The following is a 16,641-nucleotide window of genomic DNA, read 5'->3' on the forward strand; positions in this document are numbered from 1 at the left end:
CAGGCCGTCATGCCCGATACGCTCAAGATCACGCTCGCCCAGCTCAACCAGTCGGTCGGCGACCTGGCCGGCAATGCCGCGGGCATGCTGGCCGCGCGCGCCAAGGCGCGCAGCTCTGACCTGATCGCCTTTCCCGAGCTGCAGCTGATCGGCTATCCGCCCGAAGACCTGATCCTCAAGCCCGCGCTGATCGAGCGCGCCCAGGCCGAGCTCGAGAAGCTGGCGCAGGCGACCAACGACGGCGGCCCGGCAATGCTCGTCGGCTCGGTCTTCATCCGCGACGGCGCGCTGCACAACGGCGTCGCCCTGCTCGACCAGGGCAAGATCGCCGCGACGCGGTTCAAGCGCGAGCTGCCCAACTACGGCACCTTCGACGAGATGCGGCTGTTCCAGCCAGGCCCGCTGCCCGAGCCGATCATCGTGCGCGGGACCATGATCGGCGTACCGATCTGCGAGGACATCTGGCAGCCCGACGTCTGCCGTCACCTCGCCGATTTCGGCGCCGAGATCTTCGTCTGCATCAACGGCAGCCCTTACGAGATCGACAAGGACACGCTGCGCATCGACGGCGTCGCCAAGCGCCGCGCGGTCGATACCGGCCTGCCGCTCGCCTATCTCAACCGCGTCGGCGGCCAGGACGAGATCGTGTTCGACGGCGCCTCCTTCGTGGTCAACGGCGACGGCGGCCTCGCCGTGCAGATGCGCGACTGGGAGGAGCAGTCGGTCGAGACGCGCTGGACCAAGACCGCGCAGGGCTGGCGCTGCGACCGCGGCGAGATCGCCCAGCTCGCCGATCATCCCGAGGACATCTACTGCGCGATGACCATGGCGCTGCGCGACTATGTCGATCGCAACCGCTTCCCCGGCGTCGTACTCGGCATGTCGGGCGGCATCGATAGCGCGATCTGCGCGGCGATCGCCGCCGATGCGCTGGGGCCCGAGAGGGTCTGGGCAGTGATGCTGCCGAGCCGCTTCACCAGCCAGGAAAGCCTCGACGACGCGGCCGACTGCTGCAAGGCGCTCGGCATCCGCCATGACGTGATCCCGATCCAGCCGGCGGTCGAAGGCTTCGACGCGATGCTCGCCGACAGTTTCGCCGACAAGGCGGTCGACATCACCGAGGAGAACCTGCAGTCGCGCATCCGTGGCGTGACCCTGATGGCGCTGTCGAACAAGTTCGGCCACATGCTGATGACCACGGGCAACAAGTCCGAGATGAGCGTCGGCTATGCGACGATCTACGGCGACATGGCGGGCGGCTACAACCCGATCAAGGACGCCTACAAGATGACCGTCTTCGCGATCTCGAAGTGGCGCAACCAGCGCCGCCCGAAGATCGGCCTCGGTCGCGACGGCGTGGTCATTCCCGAGAACATCATCGTCAAACCGCCGAGTGCCGAGCTGCGCCCCGACCAGAAGGATTCGGATTCGCTGCCGCCCTACGAAGTGCTCGATCCGATCCTGCTCGGCCTCGTCGAGCACGACAAGAGCGTCGACCAGCTCGTCGGCGAAGGCTTCGACAAGCCGACGGTGACGCGCATCGAACGTCTGCTCCACCTCGCCGAATACAAGCGCCGCCAGGCGCCGCCGGGGGTCAAGCTCGGCACGCGCAACTTCGGCCGTGATCGCCGCTACCCGATCACCCACGCGTTCCGCACGGCATGAGCACGGTCACCCGCTTCGCGCCTTCGCCCACGGGCACGCTCCATGTCGGCAATGTCCGCACGGCGCTGCAGAACTGGCTGCTCGCCAAGAAACATGGCGGCCGTTTCCTGCTGCGCATCGACGACACCGATGCCGAGCGCAGCAAGGAGGAATATGTCGAGGCGATCCGCGCGGATCTCGCCTGGCTCGGGCTCGTGCCCGACGGCGAGGAGCGGCAGTCAGCGCGCTTCGATCTTTACGAGCGCGAATTCGCGCGCCTCTGCGAAGAGGGGCGCGTCTATCGCTGCTACGAGAGCGCGCAGGAATTGGAACTCAAGCGCAAGGTGCTGCTCGGCCGCGGCCTGCCGCCGATCTACGACCGGGCCGCGCTGGCGCTGACCGAATCCGATCACGCCGCCAAGTGGGCCGGTGGCGAGCGGCCGCACTGGCGTTTTCTGCTCGATCACGACAGTCCGATCGCATGGACCGACGGCATTCGCGGGCCGCAGCATTTCGATGCCAGGCAGATGTCCGATCCGGTCGTCCGCCGCGCCGACGATTCCTGGCTCTACATGCTGCCCTCGGTGATCGACGACGTCGCCATGGGCGTAACCGACGTGCTGCGCGGCGAGGATCACGTCTCGAACACTGCGGTCCAGTTGCAGATGTTCGCCGCGCTTGGCGCGCCCGCGCCGAACTTCAGCCATGCGGCGCTGCTCGTCGGCACCGAGGGTAAGCTGTCGAAGCGGCTCGGTTCGCTGGGCATGGCCGAACTGCGCGAAGCGGGCATCGAGCCCGAAGCGCTGATCGCGCTGCTGGCACGGCTCGGCACCTCCGACCCGGTCGATCCTGCGCTCGATGCCGAGACGCTCGCGGGCAGCTTCGACCTCTCGCACTTCGGCCGCGCGCCCGCGCGCTTCGACGAAGTCGAACTGCAGCGCATCAACGCGGCGATCGTGCACGGCCTGCCCTTCGCCCGCGTCGCACACCTATTGCCCGAGGGCATGAGCGAAGCCGGCTGGGACGCCGTCCGCCCGAACCTCGCGCATATCGGCGAGGCGGGCGAGTGGTGGCAGATCGTCACCGGTTCGGTAGCGACGCCAGCCTTCGACGGCGAGACCAAGGGCTATCTCGAACTCGCCGCCGATACGCTCGCCGCCGTGCAGTGGAGCGACGGTGTCTGGCAGGAGCTGACTGGCGAGCTCAAGCAGGCCACGGGACGCAAAGGCAAGCTTCTGTTTCTGCCGCTGCGCCAGGCGCTGACCGGCCGCGATCATGGCCCCGACATGGCGGCGCTACTGCCGCTGATCGGGCGCGAGGCGGCGGTCGAACGGTTGCGGCTGGCCGCGACCGCCTGACGGCCGCGATGCAGTTCACCCCACCCGACCGCGAAGTCTTCCACCGCCTGCTCGCCTGGCGACGCGACGTTCGCGAGTTCCGCACGGACCCGGTTCCCGAGGACCTGATCGCGCGGCTGCACGAGGCGATGGACCTCTCGCCCTCGGTCGGCAATTCGCGGCCCTGGCGCGTGATCCGGGTCGAGCACGCGGCGCTGCGTGCCCAGGTCCGGCAGCAGTTCGAGACGACCAACCTCGCGGCTGCGGCCGCTTATGACGAGCGTCGCGCCGAATACGAGCGCTTGGTCCTCGCCGGGCTCGATTCTGCGCCGCTGCAACTCGCGGTCTTCACTGCGCTCGATCCCGAGGAGGGCGACGGGCTCGGTCGGCAGTCGATGCCCGAGACGCTCGGACAGTCGACCGCGATGGCGATATACACGCTGTGGCTGGCGGCGCGTGCGGAGAACCTCGGGCTCGGCATGGTCTCGATCCTCGATCCAGAAGCGATGACGCGCCTGTTCGCCGCGCCCGCAGACTGGCATTTTTCGGCCTATCTGTGCTTGGGTTATCCGCTGCGCGCGGACGACGACACGCCGCTGCTCCACCGCGTCGACTGGCAGGAGAACACCGCCAGCACCTGGGAAACGCGTTAGGCCGCTTCGACCTCGACCGAATCCTCGCTCGCGGCTTCGAGCAGCTTCTTCTCGACCGCCTTGAGCCGTGGTGCCGCATCGATCTTCTCGCCGAGCAGGTCGGTGACGTAGAAGGTGTCGGCGGCGCGCTCGCCGTAGGTGGCGATGTGCGCCGAGTGGACCATCAGCCGCGCCTCGAACAGCGCGCGCGCCAGGCGATTGAGCAGCGCCGGGCGATCGCGCGCGTTGACCTCGACCACGGTGAAGCGATTCGACGCCTTGTTGTCGAACTCGACCCGCGGGCGCACCTCGAAAGCATCGGCGCGCGGCCGGGCGAGCGGGCGGGCGGCGAGCTGCGGCACGAGCTTGACGCGGTTGGCCAGCGCATCCTCGATCGTCGACTTGATCCGCGCGAGCTGGCTGTCCTCCATGAAGGGGCGGCCGAGCGGGTCCTGGACCAGGAAGTTGTCGACCGCCATGCCGTTCTTGGCCGTGTGGATGCGCGCGTCGATGATGTTGCCGCCGGCCAGGTGGATGCCGCCGGCGATGCGGTAGAACAGACCCGGATGGTCGGCCGCGACCACGGTGACGAGCGTCGCGCCGCGCGCCGCGTAGTATTCGGTGGCGATCGTCAGCGGCGCCGCGCCCGCGGCGGCGAGCTGCTCGAGGTTCATCACGATGATGTCCTCGGGCTCGGCGATCCAGTAGGCATCGACGAGCTGCGAGCCGACACCTTCGACCAGCGCGGCTTGATTGCCCATCCGTTCGGCAACGCGCGCTTTTTTGGCAGCCACGCGCTCCTCGCGGCCGTGGCGGACGTGGCCCAGGCGCAGGCGTTCCTCGGCGGCGTGGTAGAGCTCGCCGATGAGCTGGCGCTTCCAGGAGTTCCAGGTGCCCGGACCGACCGCGCGGATGTCGACGATCGTCAACAGGGTGAGCTGGCGCAGCCGCTCGATAGACTGGACCTGTTCGACGAAGTCCGAGATCGTCTTCCAGTCGGCGAGGTCACGCTTCTGCGCGGTGGCCGAGAGCAGCAGGTGATAGCGCACGAGCCAGGCGACGAGATCGGTTTCCGCCGTGTCGAGCCCCAGCCGCGGGCAGAGCCGCCTGGCGATCTCGGCGCCCAGCACCGAATGGTCGCCGCCGCGGCCCTTGGCGATGTCGTGCAGCAGCACCGCGCAATAGAGCGCGCGGCGCGACTGGATCTTGTGGACGATCGCATGGGCTAGCGGATGATCCGCCTTGAGCTCGCCCTTCTCGATCCGCGCCAGCAGCCCGATCGCGCGGATCGTGTGCTCGTCGACCGTGTAATGGTGATACATGTCGAACTGCATCTGCGCGTTTACGCGGCCGAAATCGGGGATGAAGCGGCCGAACACGCCGGCCTCGTTGAGCCAGCGCAGCACGGTCTCGGGATCCTTGCGGCTGGTCAGCAGGTCGAGGAACAACGCATTGGCGCGCGGGTCCTTGCGCGTGTCGCCGTTGATCAGGCGCGCGTCGCGGCCGACGAGGCGCATGGTCTCGGGATGGATCTCGAGCCCCTCGCTGTCGGCGATCACGAAGATCTCGAGCAGACGCACCGGATCCTGTTCGAACCAGTCGTCGCCCAGCGCCTGGATCTTGCCGCCGAAGACGCGATAGCCCTTTACCATGCGCGGTCTCGCGCGGAAGCCGGCGAGCAGCCCGCGCGGCTGCTTGGCGAACTGCTCGTCGAGCTGGGCGAGGAACAGTCCGGTGAGGTTGCCGACGACTTTGGCCTGCAGGAAGAAATACTGCATGAAGCGCTCGACCGGGCTCTTCCCCGGTCGGTCGGAGAAATTCATCCGCAGCGCCACTTCGCGCTGCAGGTCGAAGGTCAGGCGGTCTTCGGCACGGTTGGTGATCGTGTGGAGGTGGCAGCGCACAGCCCAGAAGAACGATTCGGCGCGGCGGAAGGCGCGGTACTCGTCCTGGCTCAGCAGGCCGACTGTGACGAGTTCGCTGACGTCGCGCACCTTGTGGATGTATTTGCCGATCCAGTAGAGCGTGTGGAGGTCGCGCAGCCCGCCCTTGCCCTCCTTGACGTTGGGTTCGACGACATAGCGGCTGTCACCCAGCCGCTTGTGGCGATCGTTGCGCTCCGCAAGCTTCTCGGCGACGAACTGGCGCTCGGTCCCGGCGACGACCTCGGCCCAGAAGCGGCGCGTGCCTTCCTCGTACAGCGGCTGGTCGCCCCAGACGTAGCGGCCTTCGAGCATGGCCGTGCGGATCGTCAGGTCGGAGCGGCACATGCGCACCATCTCGCTCAGCGAGCGGCTCGAATGGCCGACCTTGAGCCCCAGATCCCAAAGGAAATAGAGGATTGCCTCGATCACCTGCTCGCACCAGGCCGTGGCCTTGATCGGCGTGAGGAAGGCGATGTCGAGATCCGAATGCGGCGCCATCTCGCCGCGGCCATAGCCACCGACGGCCATGATCGTCAGCCGCTCGCCCGACGAGCGGTTGCTCGCGCGATAGACGTCGCCGACGACGTGATCGTGGATGATGCGGACGATCTGGTCGATCAGGAAGGCCTGTGCCTCGGCGACGTCGTGCCCGGCCGAGGGTTTGTCGGCGAGGCGGCGCGCGATCTCGGTACGACCGGCGGCGAGCGTGGCGCGCAAAAGTTCGACCACGCGCTGCCGTGCGGCGGCGCCGCTGCCTTTTTCCGCGACCGCTTCGCCGATCGCATCGGTCAGGGCGCGCCGGTCGACGATGGCACGCTGGTTGGGTATCCGCGATGCGCTCATAGAGCGCCTTTAGCGCCTTCCCAGTCCCGCGAATAGCGGGCTTTCAAACCCTGCTTGTCGATCTTTTCGCTGCCGAGCCGCGGCAACGCGCTGTTCTCGCGCCAGAGACGCACGGGAACCTTGAAGGCGGCGATGCGCGCCTCGAGATGCGCGCGCAGTTCTTCCTCGCTCAGGCGGTGGCCATCGCGGATCGCATAGACCGCGACCGGCACCTCGCCGTAGCGCGCGTGCGGCAGGCCGAAGACGCTGGCCTCGGATACGCCGGGATGCGCGCAGAGCGCCTGTTCGACCTCGGCGCTGGCGATGTTCTCGCCGCCGCGGATGATGATATCCTTCTGCCGCGCGACGACGAAGAGATAGCCGTCTGCGTCGAGATAGCCGAGGTCGCCGGTGAGGAAGAAGCCGTCGTCGCGCAGCGCGGCGGCGGTCTCGGCGGGATTGCCCAGATACTCGCGGATGTTGCAGACCGATCGCACCGCGATCTCGCCGCGCAGGCCCGGCGGCAGCGATGCGCCGTCGGGGCCGAGAATGGCGATTTCGGCGAGCGGCAGGCTGGCCTGCCCCGAACTGCGCGGCTTGGCCGCATAGTTGTCGCCGATGTTGCAGCTTCCGACGCAATTCGTCTCGGTCAGGCCGTAGCCGAAGACATGCGCGGCATGCGCCAGCGATCCGCGCAGATCGTCGAGGTGCTGCACCGGCCGCGGGGCGCCGCCGGCGACGAAGGTGACGCAGCTCGACAGGTCGTAGTCGCGCCGGGCCGGATGATTGGCGATCTCGACGCCCATCGTCGGCACGCCGGCGAAGAAGGTGATCCGCTCCTGCTCGATCAGCCGCATCGCGTCGCGCGCGTCCCATTTGGGCATGATGATCAGCCGGCGGCCGATCAGGAAGCTCTGGAGGAATACCGCGATCTCGCCGGTGACGTGAAACAGCGGCACGGTGACCAGCGCCGACGCCGGGACAGGAGATGCTCCCGCCGGCGTCAGGGCGTCCGCGACGACCTGGCTCGCGACCCCGAAATTGTACGTGGCCTGGACGACGGCGCGATGATCGGAGGCCGCGGCCTTGGCCGTGCCCGTCGATCCCGAGGTAAAGACGATCGTGGCGAGATCGTCGGCCGACGGCGAAGGCAACCGTGGCGAGGCGCGGCCGCTGTCGAGCACGGCCGCAAGGCCGGTCTCGGGCCGGCCGTGCTCGAAGCACACGACCTGCACTGCCGACGCGACACCGGCGAGCCGGTCGGCTCGTGCCGGATCGGCGAGCACCAGCGAGCATCCGGCCAGGGCGACACCGCCGACCAGTTCGTCGCCGGTCCACCAGCCGTTGAGCAGCGCGACGCTGCCGCCCGCCATCAGGATGCCCATGTAGAGCACGATCCAGTTCGCCGAATTGCGCGCGGCGAGACCGACACGGTCGCCGCAGCGCAGGCCGTGGCGCGCGATCAGCCCTGCCGCGACCCGGTTGGCGAGCGCGTGAGTCTGCGTGAAAGTCAGCCGCACGTCGCCATCGACGAGGAATTCGGCATCGCCGTGCTCGGCGCAGAACTTGGCGAACAGATCGGGTAGAGTGGCGGGTGCCTCGGCAAAGACGGGCAGCAGCGCGCCGCTGCGATCGAGAAATCCGATCTCGAAAGGCGTGCCAGGAGCGGTGACGCGCGCTGTGGTGGCCGTCAATCGCTGATCGAGTTCGCTCGGCATGCGCCCGCTTTTCATCCCTGTTAGACGCCGGTCAAAAGCCGGCTTACATCGCGGCAGCCGCTATGCCAGAAGGCCAAGCGGAAACGCGCTTTCCGCAACTATACGTCGATGGGGTTAAACCTTTGTTGTCCTTGCTTTCCGCTGCAGCGACCGCCGGTGCGCCGATCCACTGGGTCGACCTGGGCCTGACCCGTGGCATCGACCTCGGCTTCTTCACCTTGCGCTGGTACAGCCTCGCCTATCTTGCGGGCATCGTCCTCGGCTACTGGCACCTGACGCGGATGATCAAGGCGCCCGGCGCACCGATGGCACAGCGCCATGCCGACGACCTGTTCTTCTACTGTACGCTCGGCATCATTCTGGGCGGGCGGCTCGGCTATGCGACGTTCTACACGGGCGGCGACACCGGCATTCCCAGCCTCTGGGCGCATCCGGGCGAGCTGCTCAAGCTGTGGAACGGCGGCATGAGCTTCCACGGCGGGCTGATCGGCACGGTCCTGGCGATGGCCTGGGTGTCGTGGCGCAACAAGCTCGATTTCGTAAGGGTCGGCGATTACATCGCGGTCTGCGTGCCCTTCGGCATGCTGTTCGGCCGCCTTGCGAATTTCGTCAACGGCGAGCTCTGGGGTCGCGTCGCCACGGGCGTGCCCTGGGCCATGGTCTTTCCCGACGGTGGCACGCTGCCGCGCCATCCGAGCCAGCTCTACGAGGCCGCGCTCGAGGGCGCAGTGCTGATCGTCGTGATGCTGCTGCTGTTCTGGAAGACGCGCGCGCGCTGGCGCAAGGGCCTGCTCGTCGGCGTCTTCACCTTCGGCATCGCGCTCGCGCGCTTCGTCGTCGAGTTCTTCCGCGAGCCTGACGCGCAGCTCCAGGAATTCGCCGTGCGCACGGGCCTGTCGATGGGTCAGTGGCTGACCGTGCCGCTGATCCTGCTCGGCCTGTTCTTCGTCGTGCGCGCGCTCACCCGCCGGCCGCTCGGCGCCGCGGAGGTGGCCGCTCCGGCATGAGCGGGAAGGAGTCGCTGTCGACGGTCTTCGCCCGGCTCATCGCCAGCTTCGGCCCGATCAGCATCCTGCAATACATGGGTGAAGCCAACACCCGCTACTATGCGGCGCGTGATCCCCTGGGTGTTGCCGGCGATTTTGTCACCGCGCCCGAGATCAGCCAGATGTTCGGCGAACTCGTCGGGCTGTGGCTGGCCGACCTGTGGCAGCGTGCGGGGGCGCCGGCGGCGGTCCACTATGTCGAGCTCGGTCCTGGTCGCGGCACTCTCGCGCGCGACGCCCTGCGCGCGGCGGCCAAGGCAGGCCTCGCGCCGCAGGTCCATTTCGTCGAGGGGTCGCCGGCCTTGCGCGCCGTCCAGCGTCAGGCGGTGCCCACGGCGCAATGGCATGACGATCTTTCTACCTTGCCCGAGGACGCGCCGATACTGCTCGTCGCCAACGAATTCCTCGATGCCTTGCCCGTGCGTCAGCTCGTGCGTGGCGAGACGGGCTGGCGCGAGCGTATGGTGGGCTGCGAGGCGGGAGCGTTCCGTCCGGTAATCGGCGACCGCCCGATGGACGTGGCCGTGCCGGAAGAGCTGCGCGAAGCTGAACCGGGCACGATCATCGAGACCTGCCCGGGCGCCGCCGCGGTGGTCGACGAGGTTGCACGGCGGCTCGCGGCGCAGGGCGGGGCGGCGTTGTTCGTCGACTATGGCCATGCCCAGTTCCGCACGGGCTCCACATTGCAGGCGGTGCGCGCACACCAGAAGGTCGATCCCTTCGTCGATCCGGGCGAGGCCGATCTCACGGCGCTCGTCGATTTCGCGACCCTGGCCGACGTGGCGCGCGCCGGCGGAGCGCGTTGGCTTGGCACCGCCGAACAAGGCGCTTGGCTGCAGGCGTTGGGCATCGACGCGCGCGCGCAGGCGCTGGCTCGTTCGGCCCCCGATCAGGCCGAGAGCATAGTTACGGCGCGCGATCGCCTCGTCGCGCCCGATCAGATGGGCGCCCTGTTCAAGGTCATGGGCCTGGCCGCGCCAGGCTGGCCCGACGGCGCGGGCTTCTAGCGCTTTTCGAGGACGCGACGCTCGCTGGGCACGGCGCGCACGGGCACGGCCCTGATCCACGCTTCCAGCGCATCGATGTCGGTCGTGCCGCGCACCTTGTCGCGCTGCCGTGCGAAGACCGAGAAGCCGTCCCCGCCGTTGGACAGAAAGTCGCTGACGGAGATGCGGTAATCCGCCTTGGGATCGATCGCCTTGCCGTTCAGCCTCATTGCCGAGACGCGCGAACCCGGGGCGGCCTTGCGGTCGACGGTGTAGGTGAAGCCGGCCGAGGGCGTCAGGAACTGTTCGGGGCCGCTGTCGATGAAGCTCTGTTCGAGCACGGCTTTCAGCTCGGCGCCGCTGATCGTCATCGTGACGAGCTGGTTGTTGAACGGCTGGGTCGCATAGATCATGCCGAAGGAGACGCTGCCGTCGGCCGCAGGGACGAGCGGCGCGCGCACGCCGAAGGCGTTCATGAAGCTGATCTGTGCGCCGGCCTCGCGCGTCGCGGCAAGCTGGCCGTCGGCGATCAGGCTCGCCAGCGGGCCGCCGTAGTCGACGTCGCCGATCTCGCGCCGCGCCGCCGGGCCCCCGAGCCTGCCGATCGTCCGCTCGGAGAACTTCTTGGCCGCATCGACATAGCGCGCGACATATTCGCCGACATCGGCGCGCGGCTGGATAACGGGGACGAGGTCGCTGTTCGGCACGGGGCCGCGCGAAGCGACATAGGGCAGCGACTGGACCACGACGTTGCGTGCGCGCTTGCTCACCACCCGGTGCGAGACCGGATCGATCTTGAGCTCGATGTCGCTGACCAGTTCGCCATAGACCCCGGCGCTGGTCAGCAGCACGGGCTTGGCCGGATTGATCGCGGCGTAGTCGCAGACGTAGGCCCAATGCGTGTGGCCCGAGACGACGACGTCGACCGCCGGATCGAGCCGGTCGATGATCGGCTGAATGTCGCCGATGAAGTCCTTGCAGCCGCTGGGATCGCTGCCCGCCGGGGTCTTGCCGCCCTGGTGGATCAGCACGACCACGGCATCGGCGCCCCGCGCCTTGAGCTGCGGTACCGCGGCGTTGATCGTGTCGGCCTCGTCCGCGAAGGTCAGGCCCTTGATGCCCGCGCCCGAGACCAGCTCGGGCGTGCCCTTCAGGGTCAGGCCGATGAAGCCGACGGTGACCTTGCGGCTGCCCTCGCCGAAGCTCTTGAGCCCCGTCGCGGGGAACAGGGGCGATCCGTCCTCGGTCTTGGTGGAGGCCGCGAGGTACTTGAACTGGGCACCGGCGAACCGTTCGAGCTGGCAGGGCTGGCGCGCCGTGTGCTGTTCGCAACCGCCGTTCTGCATGCGCAGCAGTTCCTGGCGGCCACGGTCGAACTCGTGGTTGCCGACCGCGTTGAACGCCACGCCGATGCGATTCATCACGCCGATGGTCGGCTCGTCGAGGTAGACCGACGAGGCGAACTGCGAGGCGCTGATCATGTCGCCGGCCGAGACCACGACGTTGTTCGGGTAGTTGGCGCGCACGCCGTCGATCGCCGAGGCCAGCCAGGCCGCGCCGCCCGCGGGAATGCCGACGGTGCCGCCCTTGCCATCGGGCAGGAAGACCGACTGCTTGGGCGGTTCGAGCGCGCCGTGGAAATCGTTGATGCCGATGATGCCGACCGTGACGGGATCGGCCGAGGCAGTGGCGGGCGTGCCAGGGCGCGAGGTCATCGGCGCGGCGCAAGCGGAAACAAGGAGGGCCGCGGCCAGAGCGGGGATGAGGCGAAGCGTCATATCCCCGCTCTGGCGCGGCTTTGTGTCACTGGCAAGACGTCCCGGAGGACGCGCGATCAGACGTCGAGATTGGCGACGTTGAGCGCGTTCTCCTGGATGAAGTCGCGGCGCGGTTCGACGATATCGCCCATCAGGCGGGTGAAGATCTCGTCGGTGACATCGGCGTCCTCGACCTTCACCTGCAGCAGGATACGGTTGTCGGGGTCGAGCGTGGTTTCCCAGAGCTGCTCGGCATTCATCTCGCCGAGGCCCTTGTAGCGTGCGATCGACAGGCCCTTGCGGCCACCGGCCAGTACCGTGTCGAGCAGCTGTGTCGGCCGCGTGATCGCGCCGTCCGACGTGGTCGGGCGCGCGGGTGCGGCGTCCTGCACCTCTTCGGTCTCGTCGACGGTGGGCTCGGGTTCGGCCGTCTCTTCGGCAGCCGTACCAGCCTTCACCAGACGTGCCGGGGCCGAATAGACCTCGGCGTGCTCGCCGGCGAGCTTGGAAAGCTTGCGGGCTTCGGCGCTGGTCAGGAAGCTCGCCTCGATCTTGTGATTGTCGGTGACGCCGCGCCAGATGCGGTTGATCTCGACATGGCCATCCTCGGTCAGCTCGGCGGTCCACTTGGCCTCGCGATCGCCGCGATCGAGCCAGGCTGCAGTGCGAGTCAGGGCGGCCTGGCGCGCATCGCGCGACAGGTCGGGATCGAGTGCCCCGGCCAGGGCCAGGGCTTCGACGATCGCCGGATCGTAGCGCCGTGGCACGAAGCCCATGAGGCTGCGCAGGCGCAGCGCATGTTCGACCAGGCCTGCGAGCTCCTGGCCACCGCGCGCACCGCCCGCGGTCTCGAGCACGCGGCCCGCCGTGCCGGCCTCGACCAGGTAGCGATCGAGCGCGGCGCCGTCCTTGAGGTAGACCTCGCTGCGGCCCTTGGCGACCTTGTAGAGCGGCGGCTGGGCGATGAAGAGGTGTCCGGCCTTGATGATGTCGGGCATCTGGCGATGGAAGAAGGTCAGCAGCAGGGTGCGGATGTGCGCGCCGTCGACGTCGGCGTCGGTCATGATCACGATCTTGTGGTAGCGCAGCTTCTCGAGGTTGAACTCGTCGCGGATGCCGGTGCCCATCGCCTGGATCAGCGTGCCGACTTCCTTCGAGGAGATGATCCTGTCGAAGCGCGCGCGCTCGACGTTGAGGATCTTGCCCTTGAGCGGCAGGATCGCCTGGATCGAACGGTCGCGCCCCTGCTTGGCCGACCCGCCGGCCGAGTCACCTTCGACCAGGAACAGTTCGCACTTGCTGGGATCGCGTTCCTGGCAGTCGGCCAGCTTGCCGGGCAGCGAGGCGATGTCCATCGCGCCCTTGCGGCGGGTCAGCTCGCGCGCACGGCGCGCGGCCTCGCGCGCGGCGGCGGCGTCGATGATCTTGCCGACGACCTGCTTGGCATTGGCCGGGTTCTCTTCGAGCCATTCGCTCAGGCGGTCGGCCATCAGGCTCTCGAGCGGCTGGCGCACTTCGGACGAGACGAGCTTGTCCTTGGTCTGCGACGAGAACTTGGGATCGGGCAGCTTGACCGAGACGATCGCGGTCAGGCCTTCGCGCATGTCCTCGCCGGTGAGGTTGACCTTCTCCTTCTTCAGGAGGCCGGTCTTCTCGGCATAGGAGTTGAGCGTGCGCGTCAGCGCCGCGCGGAAGGCGGCGATATGGGTGCCGCCGTCGCGCTGCGGGATGTTGTTGGTGAAGGCGAGGACGTTCTCGTAATACGAATCGTTCCACTCGAGCGCGACGTCGATGCCGATGCCGTCGCGCTCGGAGCTGATCGCGATCGGATCGGGCAGAAGCGGGGTCTTGTTGCGGTCGAGGTAGCCGACGAAGGCGGCGATGCCGCCCTCGTAGTAGAGATCGTGCTCGGCCACTTCCTCGTGGCGCTTGTCGCGCAGCAGGATGCGGACGCCCGAATTGAGGAAGGCGAGTTCGCGATAGCGGTGCTCGAGCTTCTCGAAATCGAACTCGGTCACGTTCTTGAAGGTGTCGGTGCTGGCGAGGAAGGTCACGCGCGTGCCCTTCTGGCCGGGCGCGGCCGGGCCGACCACGCGCAGCGGCTCCACGGCGTCACCGTGGGCGAACTTCATCCAGTGCTCTTCGCCATCGCGCCAGATCGTCAGTTCGAGCCATTCGGACAGCGCGTTGACCACCGAGACGCCGACGCCGTGGAGGCCGCCCGAGACCTTGTAGGCGTTCTCGTCGTTGGTGTTGTCGAACTTACCGCCGGCGTGGAGCTGGGTCATGATGACCTCGGCCGCCGACACGCCTTCCTCGGCATGGATGCCCGTGGGAATGCCGCGGCCGTTGTCGGTGACCGAGACCGAGCCGTCGGGATTGAGTTCGATCAGCACGAGATCGCAGTGACCGGCCAGCGCTTCGTCGATCGCGTTGTCCGAAACCTCGAACACCATGTGGTGGAGGCCCGAACCGTCGTCGGTATCGCCGATGTACATGCCGGGGCGCTTGCGCACCGCGTCGAGGCCCTTGAGGACCTTGATCGAATCGGCGCCGTAGGAGTTCTGGTTGGGAGTGTTTTCGGGGGTGCTGGCCATGCCCAGCATATAGGCACGAAGGGGGGCTTGCGGAACCCGTTTTCGGCCGTCAATTCACAGATAGATGGCATGAAAAAGCCCGCGAAAATCGCGGGCTCCATCCGCCTTCGTGAAGGCGTTGCAACTCGGCCTTGCGGGTGCGGTCCGGGATGTCCCGCCGTCAGCCGCAAGGCACGAGCGAATGCGCCGGCATCAGGCCAGCGTCAGAGCGAACATCAGACCGCTGGTGCCCAGGGCAACCGCGAGACCGACCGCACGATAAATGCGTTCCATGTTTCCACCTTTCTTGTTTTTTATAACCACCCGCGAAATGGGTTTGTTTCCCCGTTTCGCAAGTGCAACATACCTAGGTTAGTAATTTTTGCACGCGCAAAAGCAACAATCGAAGTTGCGTAAAATGCAACCATCGGCGAAGCGAGGTCATGCGTCGCCGAGGCGAGCGATTCTCTGCCGCTGATCGCGATATAGTCCAAGAACCCTAGAAAAAGGTTACCTTGGTTAGGATTGCGTGCGGGCGGTGATTTTTGCGGATGCGAATTGGACGGGCCGCGGGCGGAGGTTTGCCGCCTTCGCCCTCTGGACACCTCGCACGCACGCGCGTAACGGCTGGCCATGAGCCTACAGCCTTCGGATTCCATCCTGATCGTCGACTTCGGCAGCCAGGTGACGCAGCTTATCGCGCGTCGCGTTCGCGAAGCCGGGGTCTATTCCGAGATCGCGCCGTTCACGCTGGCCGAAGCCGCCTTCACGCGGATGCAGCCCAAGGGGATCATCCTCTCGGGCTCGCCGGCCTCGGTGCTCGACGACAACGGCCCGCGCATCCCGCAGGCGATCCTCGGCAGCGGCCTACCGATCCTCGGCATATGCTATGGGCAGCAGGCGCTGATGCACCAGCTCGGCGGCGAGGTGCTATTGGGCGATTCGGGTGAGTTCGGTCGCGCCTTCATCGAGATCGCCGACGGCTGCGTGCTGTTCGACGGCCTGTGGAAGGAAGGCGAGACGCATCAGGTGTGGATGAGCCACGGCGACAAGGTCACCAGCCTCGCCCCCGGCTTCCGCCCCGTCGCCTCGAGCCCCGGCGCGCCCTTCGCGGTGATCGCCAACGACGAGCAGCGCATCTACGCGATGCAGTTCCACCCCGAAGTCGTGCACACGCCCGACGGCGGCAAGCTGCTCAAGAACTTCGTGCGCCACGTCTGCGGCCTCACCGGCGACTGGACGATGGCCGAGTTCCGCAAGACCAAGATCGAGGAAATCCGCGCTCAGGTCGGTTCGGGCAAGGTCATCTGCGGCCTGTCGGGCGGCGTCGACAGCGCGGTCGCCGCGCTGCTGATCCACGAGGCGATCGGCGACCAGCTGACCTGCGTCTTCGTCGATGGCGGGGTGCTGCGCGCGGGCGAGGCCGAGCAGGTCGTCTCGCTGTTCCGCGGCCACTACAACATCCCGCTGGTCCACGTCGACGCGAGCACGCTGTTCCTCAACGGCCTCGCCGGAGTCACCGATCCGGAGCAGAAGCGCAAGTTCATCGGCAAGACCTTCATTGACGTGTTCGAGGCCGAAGCGAACAAGATCGGCGGCGCCGGCTTTCTCGCACAGGGCACGCTCTATCCCGACGTGATCGAGAGCGTCTCGTTCACGGGCGGCCCCTCGGTGACGATCAAGAGCCACCACAACGTCGGCGGCCTGCCCGAGCGCATGAACATGCAGCTCGTCGAGCCGCTGCGCGAGCTGTTCAAGGACGAGGTCCGCGAGCTCGGCCGCGAGCTCGGCCTGCCCGAGGTCTTCGTCGGCCGCCATCCGTTCCCCGGTCCGGGCCTCGCCATCCGCATCCCCGGCGAAGTCACGCGCGAGCGCTGCGACATCCTGCGCAAGGCCGATGCGATCTACCTCGAGGAGATCCGCAACGCCGGGCTCTACGACGCGATCTGGCAGGCCTTCGCCGTGCTGCTGCCGGTGAAGACCGTCGGCGTGATGGGCGACGGCCGCACCTACGACAACGTCTGCGCGCTGCGCGCCGTCACCTCGACCGACGGCATGACTGCCGACATCTATCCGTTCGACGCGAGCTTCCTCAGCCGCGTGTCGACGCGGATCATCAACGAGGTCAAGGGCATCAACCGCGTGGTCTACGACTATACGTCGAAGCCGCCGGGCACGATCGAGTGGGAGTGAGCGGG

Annotated in this window: 10 protein-coding genes; 6 read left to right on the forward strand and 4 right to left on the reverse strand. The window is 67.5% G+C overall.

Annotated elements, in window-relative coordinates; genetic code table 11:
- Positions 1-9: 9 nt before the first annotated feature.
- From WG901_RS11810 to bluB, 3 genes are read left to right on the forward strand one after another with little or no spacing between them, the layout of a single operon-like run.
- Entirely contained in the window at positions 10-1,665 is a 1,656-nt protein-coding gene (locus WG901_RS11810; RefSeq protein WP_339587265.1) for an NAD+ synthase, read from the forward strand.
- Positions 1,662-3,002, forward strand: coding sequence for a glutamate--tRNA ligase (gene gltX, locus WG901_RS11815; RefSeq protein ID WP_339587266.1), 1,341 nt, complete (start codon positions 1,662-1,664; stop codon positions 3,000-3,002). Before WG901_RS11810 ends, gltX begins: the two co-directional genes overlap by 4 nt.
- An 8-nt stretch (positions 3,003-3,010) precedes the next feature.
- Complete coding sequence (bluB, locus tag WG901_RS11820; RefSeq protein ID WP_339587267.1) at positions 3,011-3,634, forward strand: 5,6-dimethylbenzimidazole synthase; 624 nt, start codon at positions 3,011-3,013, stop codon at positions 3,632-3,634.
- Here the strand turns inward: bluB and WG901_RS11825 are convergent.
- Complete coding sequence (locus tag WG901_RS11825) at positions 3,631-6,381, reverse strand: [protein-PII] uridylyltransferase (RefSeq protein ID WP_339587268.1); 2,751 nt, start codon at positions 6,379-6,381, stop codon at positions 3,631-3,633. The genes bluB and WG901_RS11825 overlap by 4 nt on opposite strands.
- Positions 6,378-8,078 (reverse strand): class I adenylate-forming enzyme family protein, encoded by a 1,701-nt coding sequence (locus WG901_RS11830; protein ID WP_339587269.1) that lies wholly within the window; start codon positions 8,076-8,078, stop codon positions 6,378-6,380. The genes WG901_RS11825 and WG901_RS11830 overlap by 4 nt, the downstream gene beginning before the upstream one ends.
- A gap of 122 nt (positions 8,079-8,200) precedes the next feature.
- Here WG901_RS11830 and lgt point away from each other — a divergent pair, with 122 nt between their 5' ends.
- Together lgt and WG901_RS11840 are read left to right on the forward strand one after the other, a co-directional pair.
- Positions 8,201-9,085, forward strand: a complete 885-nt coding sequence (gene lgt, locus WG901_RS11835) for a prolipoprotein diacylglyceryl transferase (RefSeq protein WP_339587270.1) — start codon at positions 8,201-8,203, stop codon at positions 9,083-9,085.
- Positions 9,082-10,131, forward strand: coding sequence for a class I SAM-dependent methyltransferase (locus WG901_RS11840; protein ID WP_339587271.1), 1,050 nt, complete (start codon positions 9,082-9,084; stop codon positions 10,129-10,131). Before lgt ends, WG901_RS11840 begins: the two co-directional genes overlap by 4 nt.
- Here WG901_RS11840 and WG901_RS11845 read toward each other — a convergent pair.
- Together WG901_RS11845 and gyrB are read right to left on the reverse strand one after the other, a co-directional pair.
- Positions 10,128-11,825 carry a bifunctional metallophosphatase/5'-nucleotidase gene (locus WG901_RS11845; RefSeq protein ID WP_339587272.1) on the reverse strand — a complete coding sequence of 566 codons (1,698 nt, stop codon included), beginning with the start codon at positions 11,823-11,825 and terminating at the stop codon, positions 10,128-10,130. The genes WG901_RS11840 and WG901_RS11845 overlap by 4 nt on opposite strands.
- 119 nt (positions 11,826-11,944) lie before the next feature.
- The gene (gene gyrB / locus WG901_RS11850) at positions 11,945-14,464 is read right to left on the reverse strand and encodes a DNA topoisomerase (ATP-hydrolyzing) subunit B (RefSeq protein ID WP_339587273.1); all 2,520 of its coding nucleotides are present in this window, start codon (positions 14,462-14,464) and stop codon (positions 11,945-11,947) included.
- A 612-nt stretch (positions 14,465-15,076) separates the two neighbouring features.
- On the opposite strand from gyrB, the gene guaA reads away from it, so the two are divergent.
- A complete protein-coding gene (gene guaA, locus WG901_RS11855) occupies positions 15,077-16,636 on the forward strand; it encodes a glutamine-hydrolyzing GMP synthase (RefSeq protein ID WP_339587274.1) in 1,560 nt (519 codons plus the stop codon).
- The last annotated feature ends 5 nt before the right edge of the window (positions 16,637-16,641 follow it).

The organism is Novosphingobium anseongense (genome assembly GCF_037482895.1).
Taxonomy (GTDB): domain Bacteria; phylum Pseudomonadota; class Alphaproteobacteria; order Sphingomonadales; family Sphingomonadaceae; genus Novosphingobium; species Novosphingobium anseongense.

Bases quoted from the DNA above. Each gene is read 5' to 3' on its own strand.
- WG901_RS11840 (WP_339587271.1), top strand. From the start codon at position 9,082: ATGAGCGGGAAGGAGTCGCTGTCGACGGTCTTCGCCCGGCTCATCGCC.
- WG901_RS11810 (WP_339587265.1), top strand. From the start codon at position 10: ATGCCCGATACGCTCAAGATCACGCTCGCCCAGCTCAACCAGTCGGTC.
- guaA (WP_339587274.1), top strand. From the start codon at position 15,077: ATGAGCCTACAGCCTTCGGATTCCATCCTGATCGTCGACTTCGGCAGC.
- WG901_RS11845 (WP_339587272.1), bottom strand. From the start codon at position 11,825: ATGACCTCGCGCCCTGGCACGCCCGCCACTGCCTCGGCCGATCCCGTC.
- WG901_RS11830 (WP_339587269.1), bottom strand. From the start codon at position 8,078: ATGCCGAGCGAACTCGATCAGCGATTGACGGCCACCACAGCGCGCGTC.
- WG901_RS11825 (WP_339587268.1), bottom strand. From the start codon at position 6,381: ATGAGCGCATCGCGGATACCCAACCAGCGTGCCATCGTCGACCGGCGC.
- bluB (WP_339587267.1), top strand. From the start codon at position 3,011: ATGCAGTTCACCCCACCCGACCGCGAAGTCTTCCACCGCCTGCTCGCC.
- gyrB (WP_339587273.1), bottom strand. From the start codon at position 14,464: ATGGCCAGCACCCCCGAAAACACTCCCAACCAGAACTCCTACGGCGCC.
- gltX (WP_339587266.1), top strand. From the start codon at position 1,662: ATGAGCACGGTCACCCGCTTCGCGCCTTCGCCCACGGGCACGCTCCAT.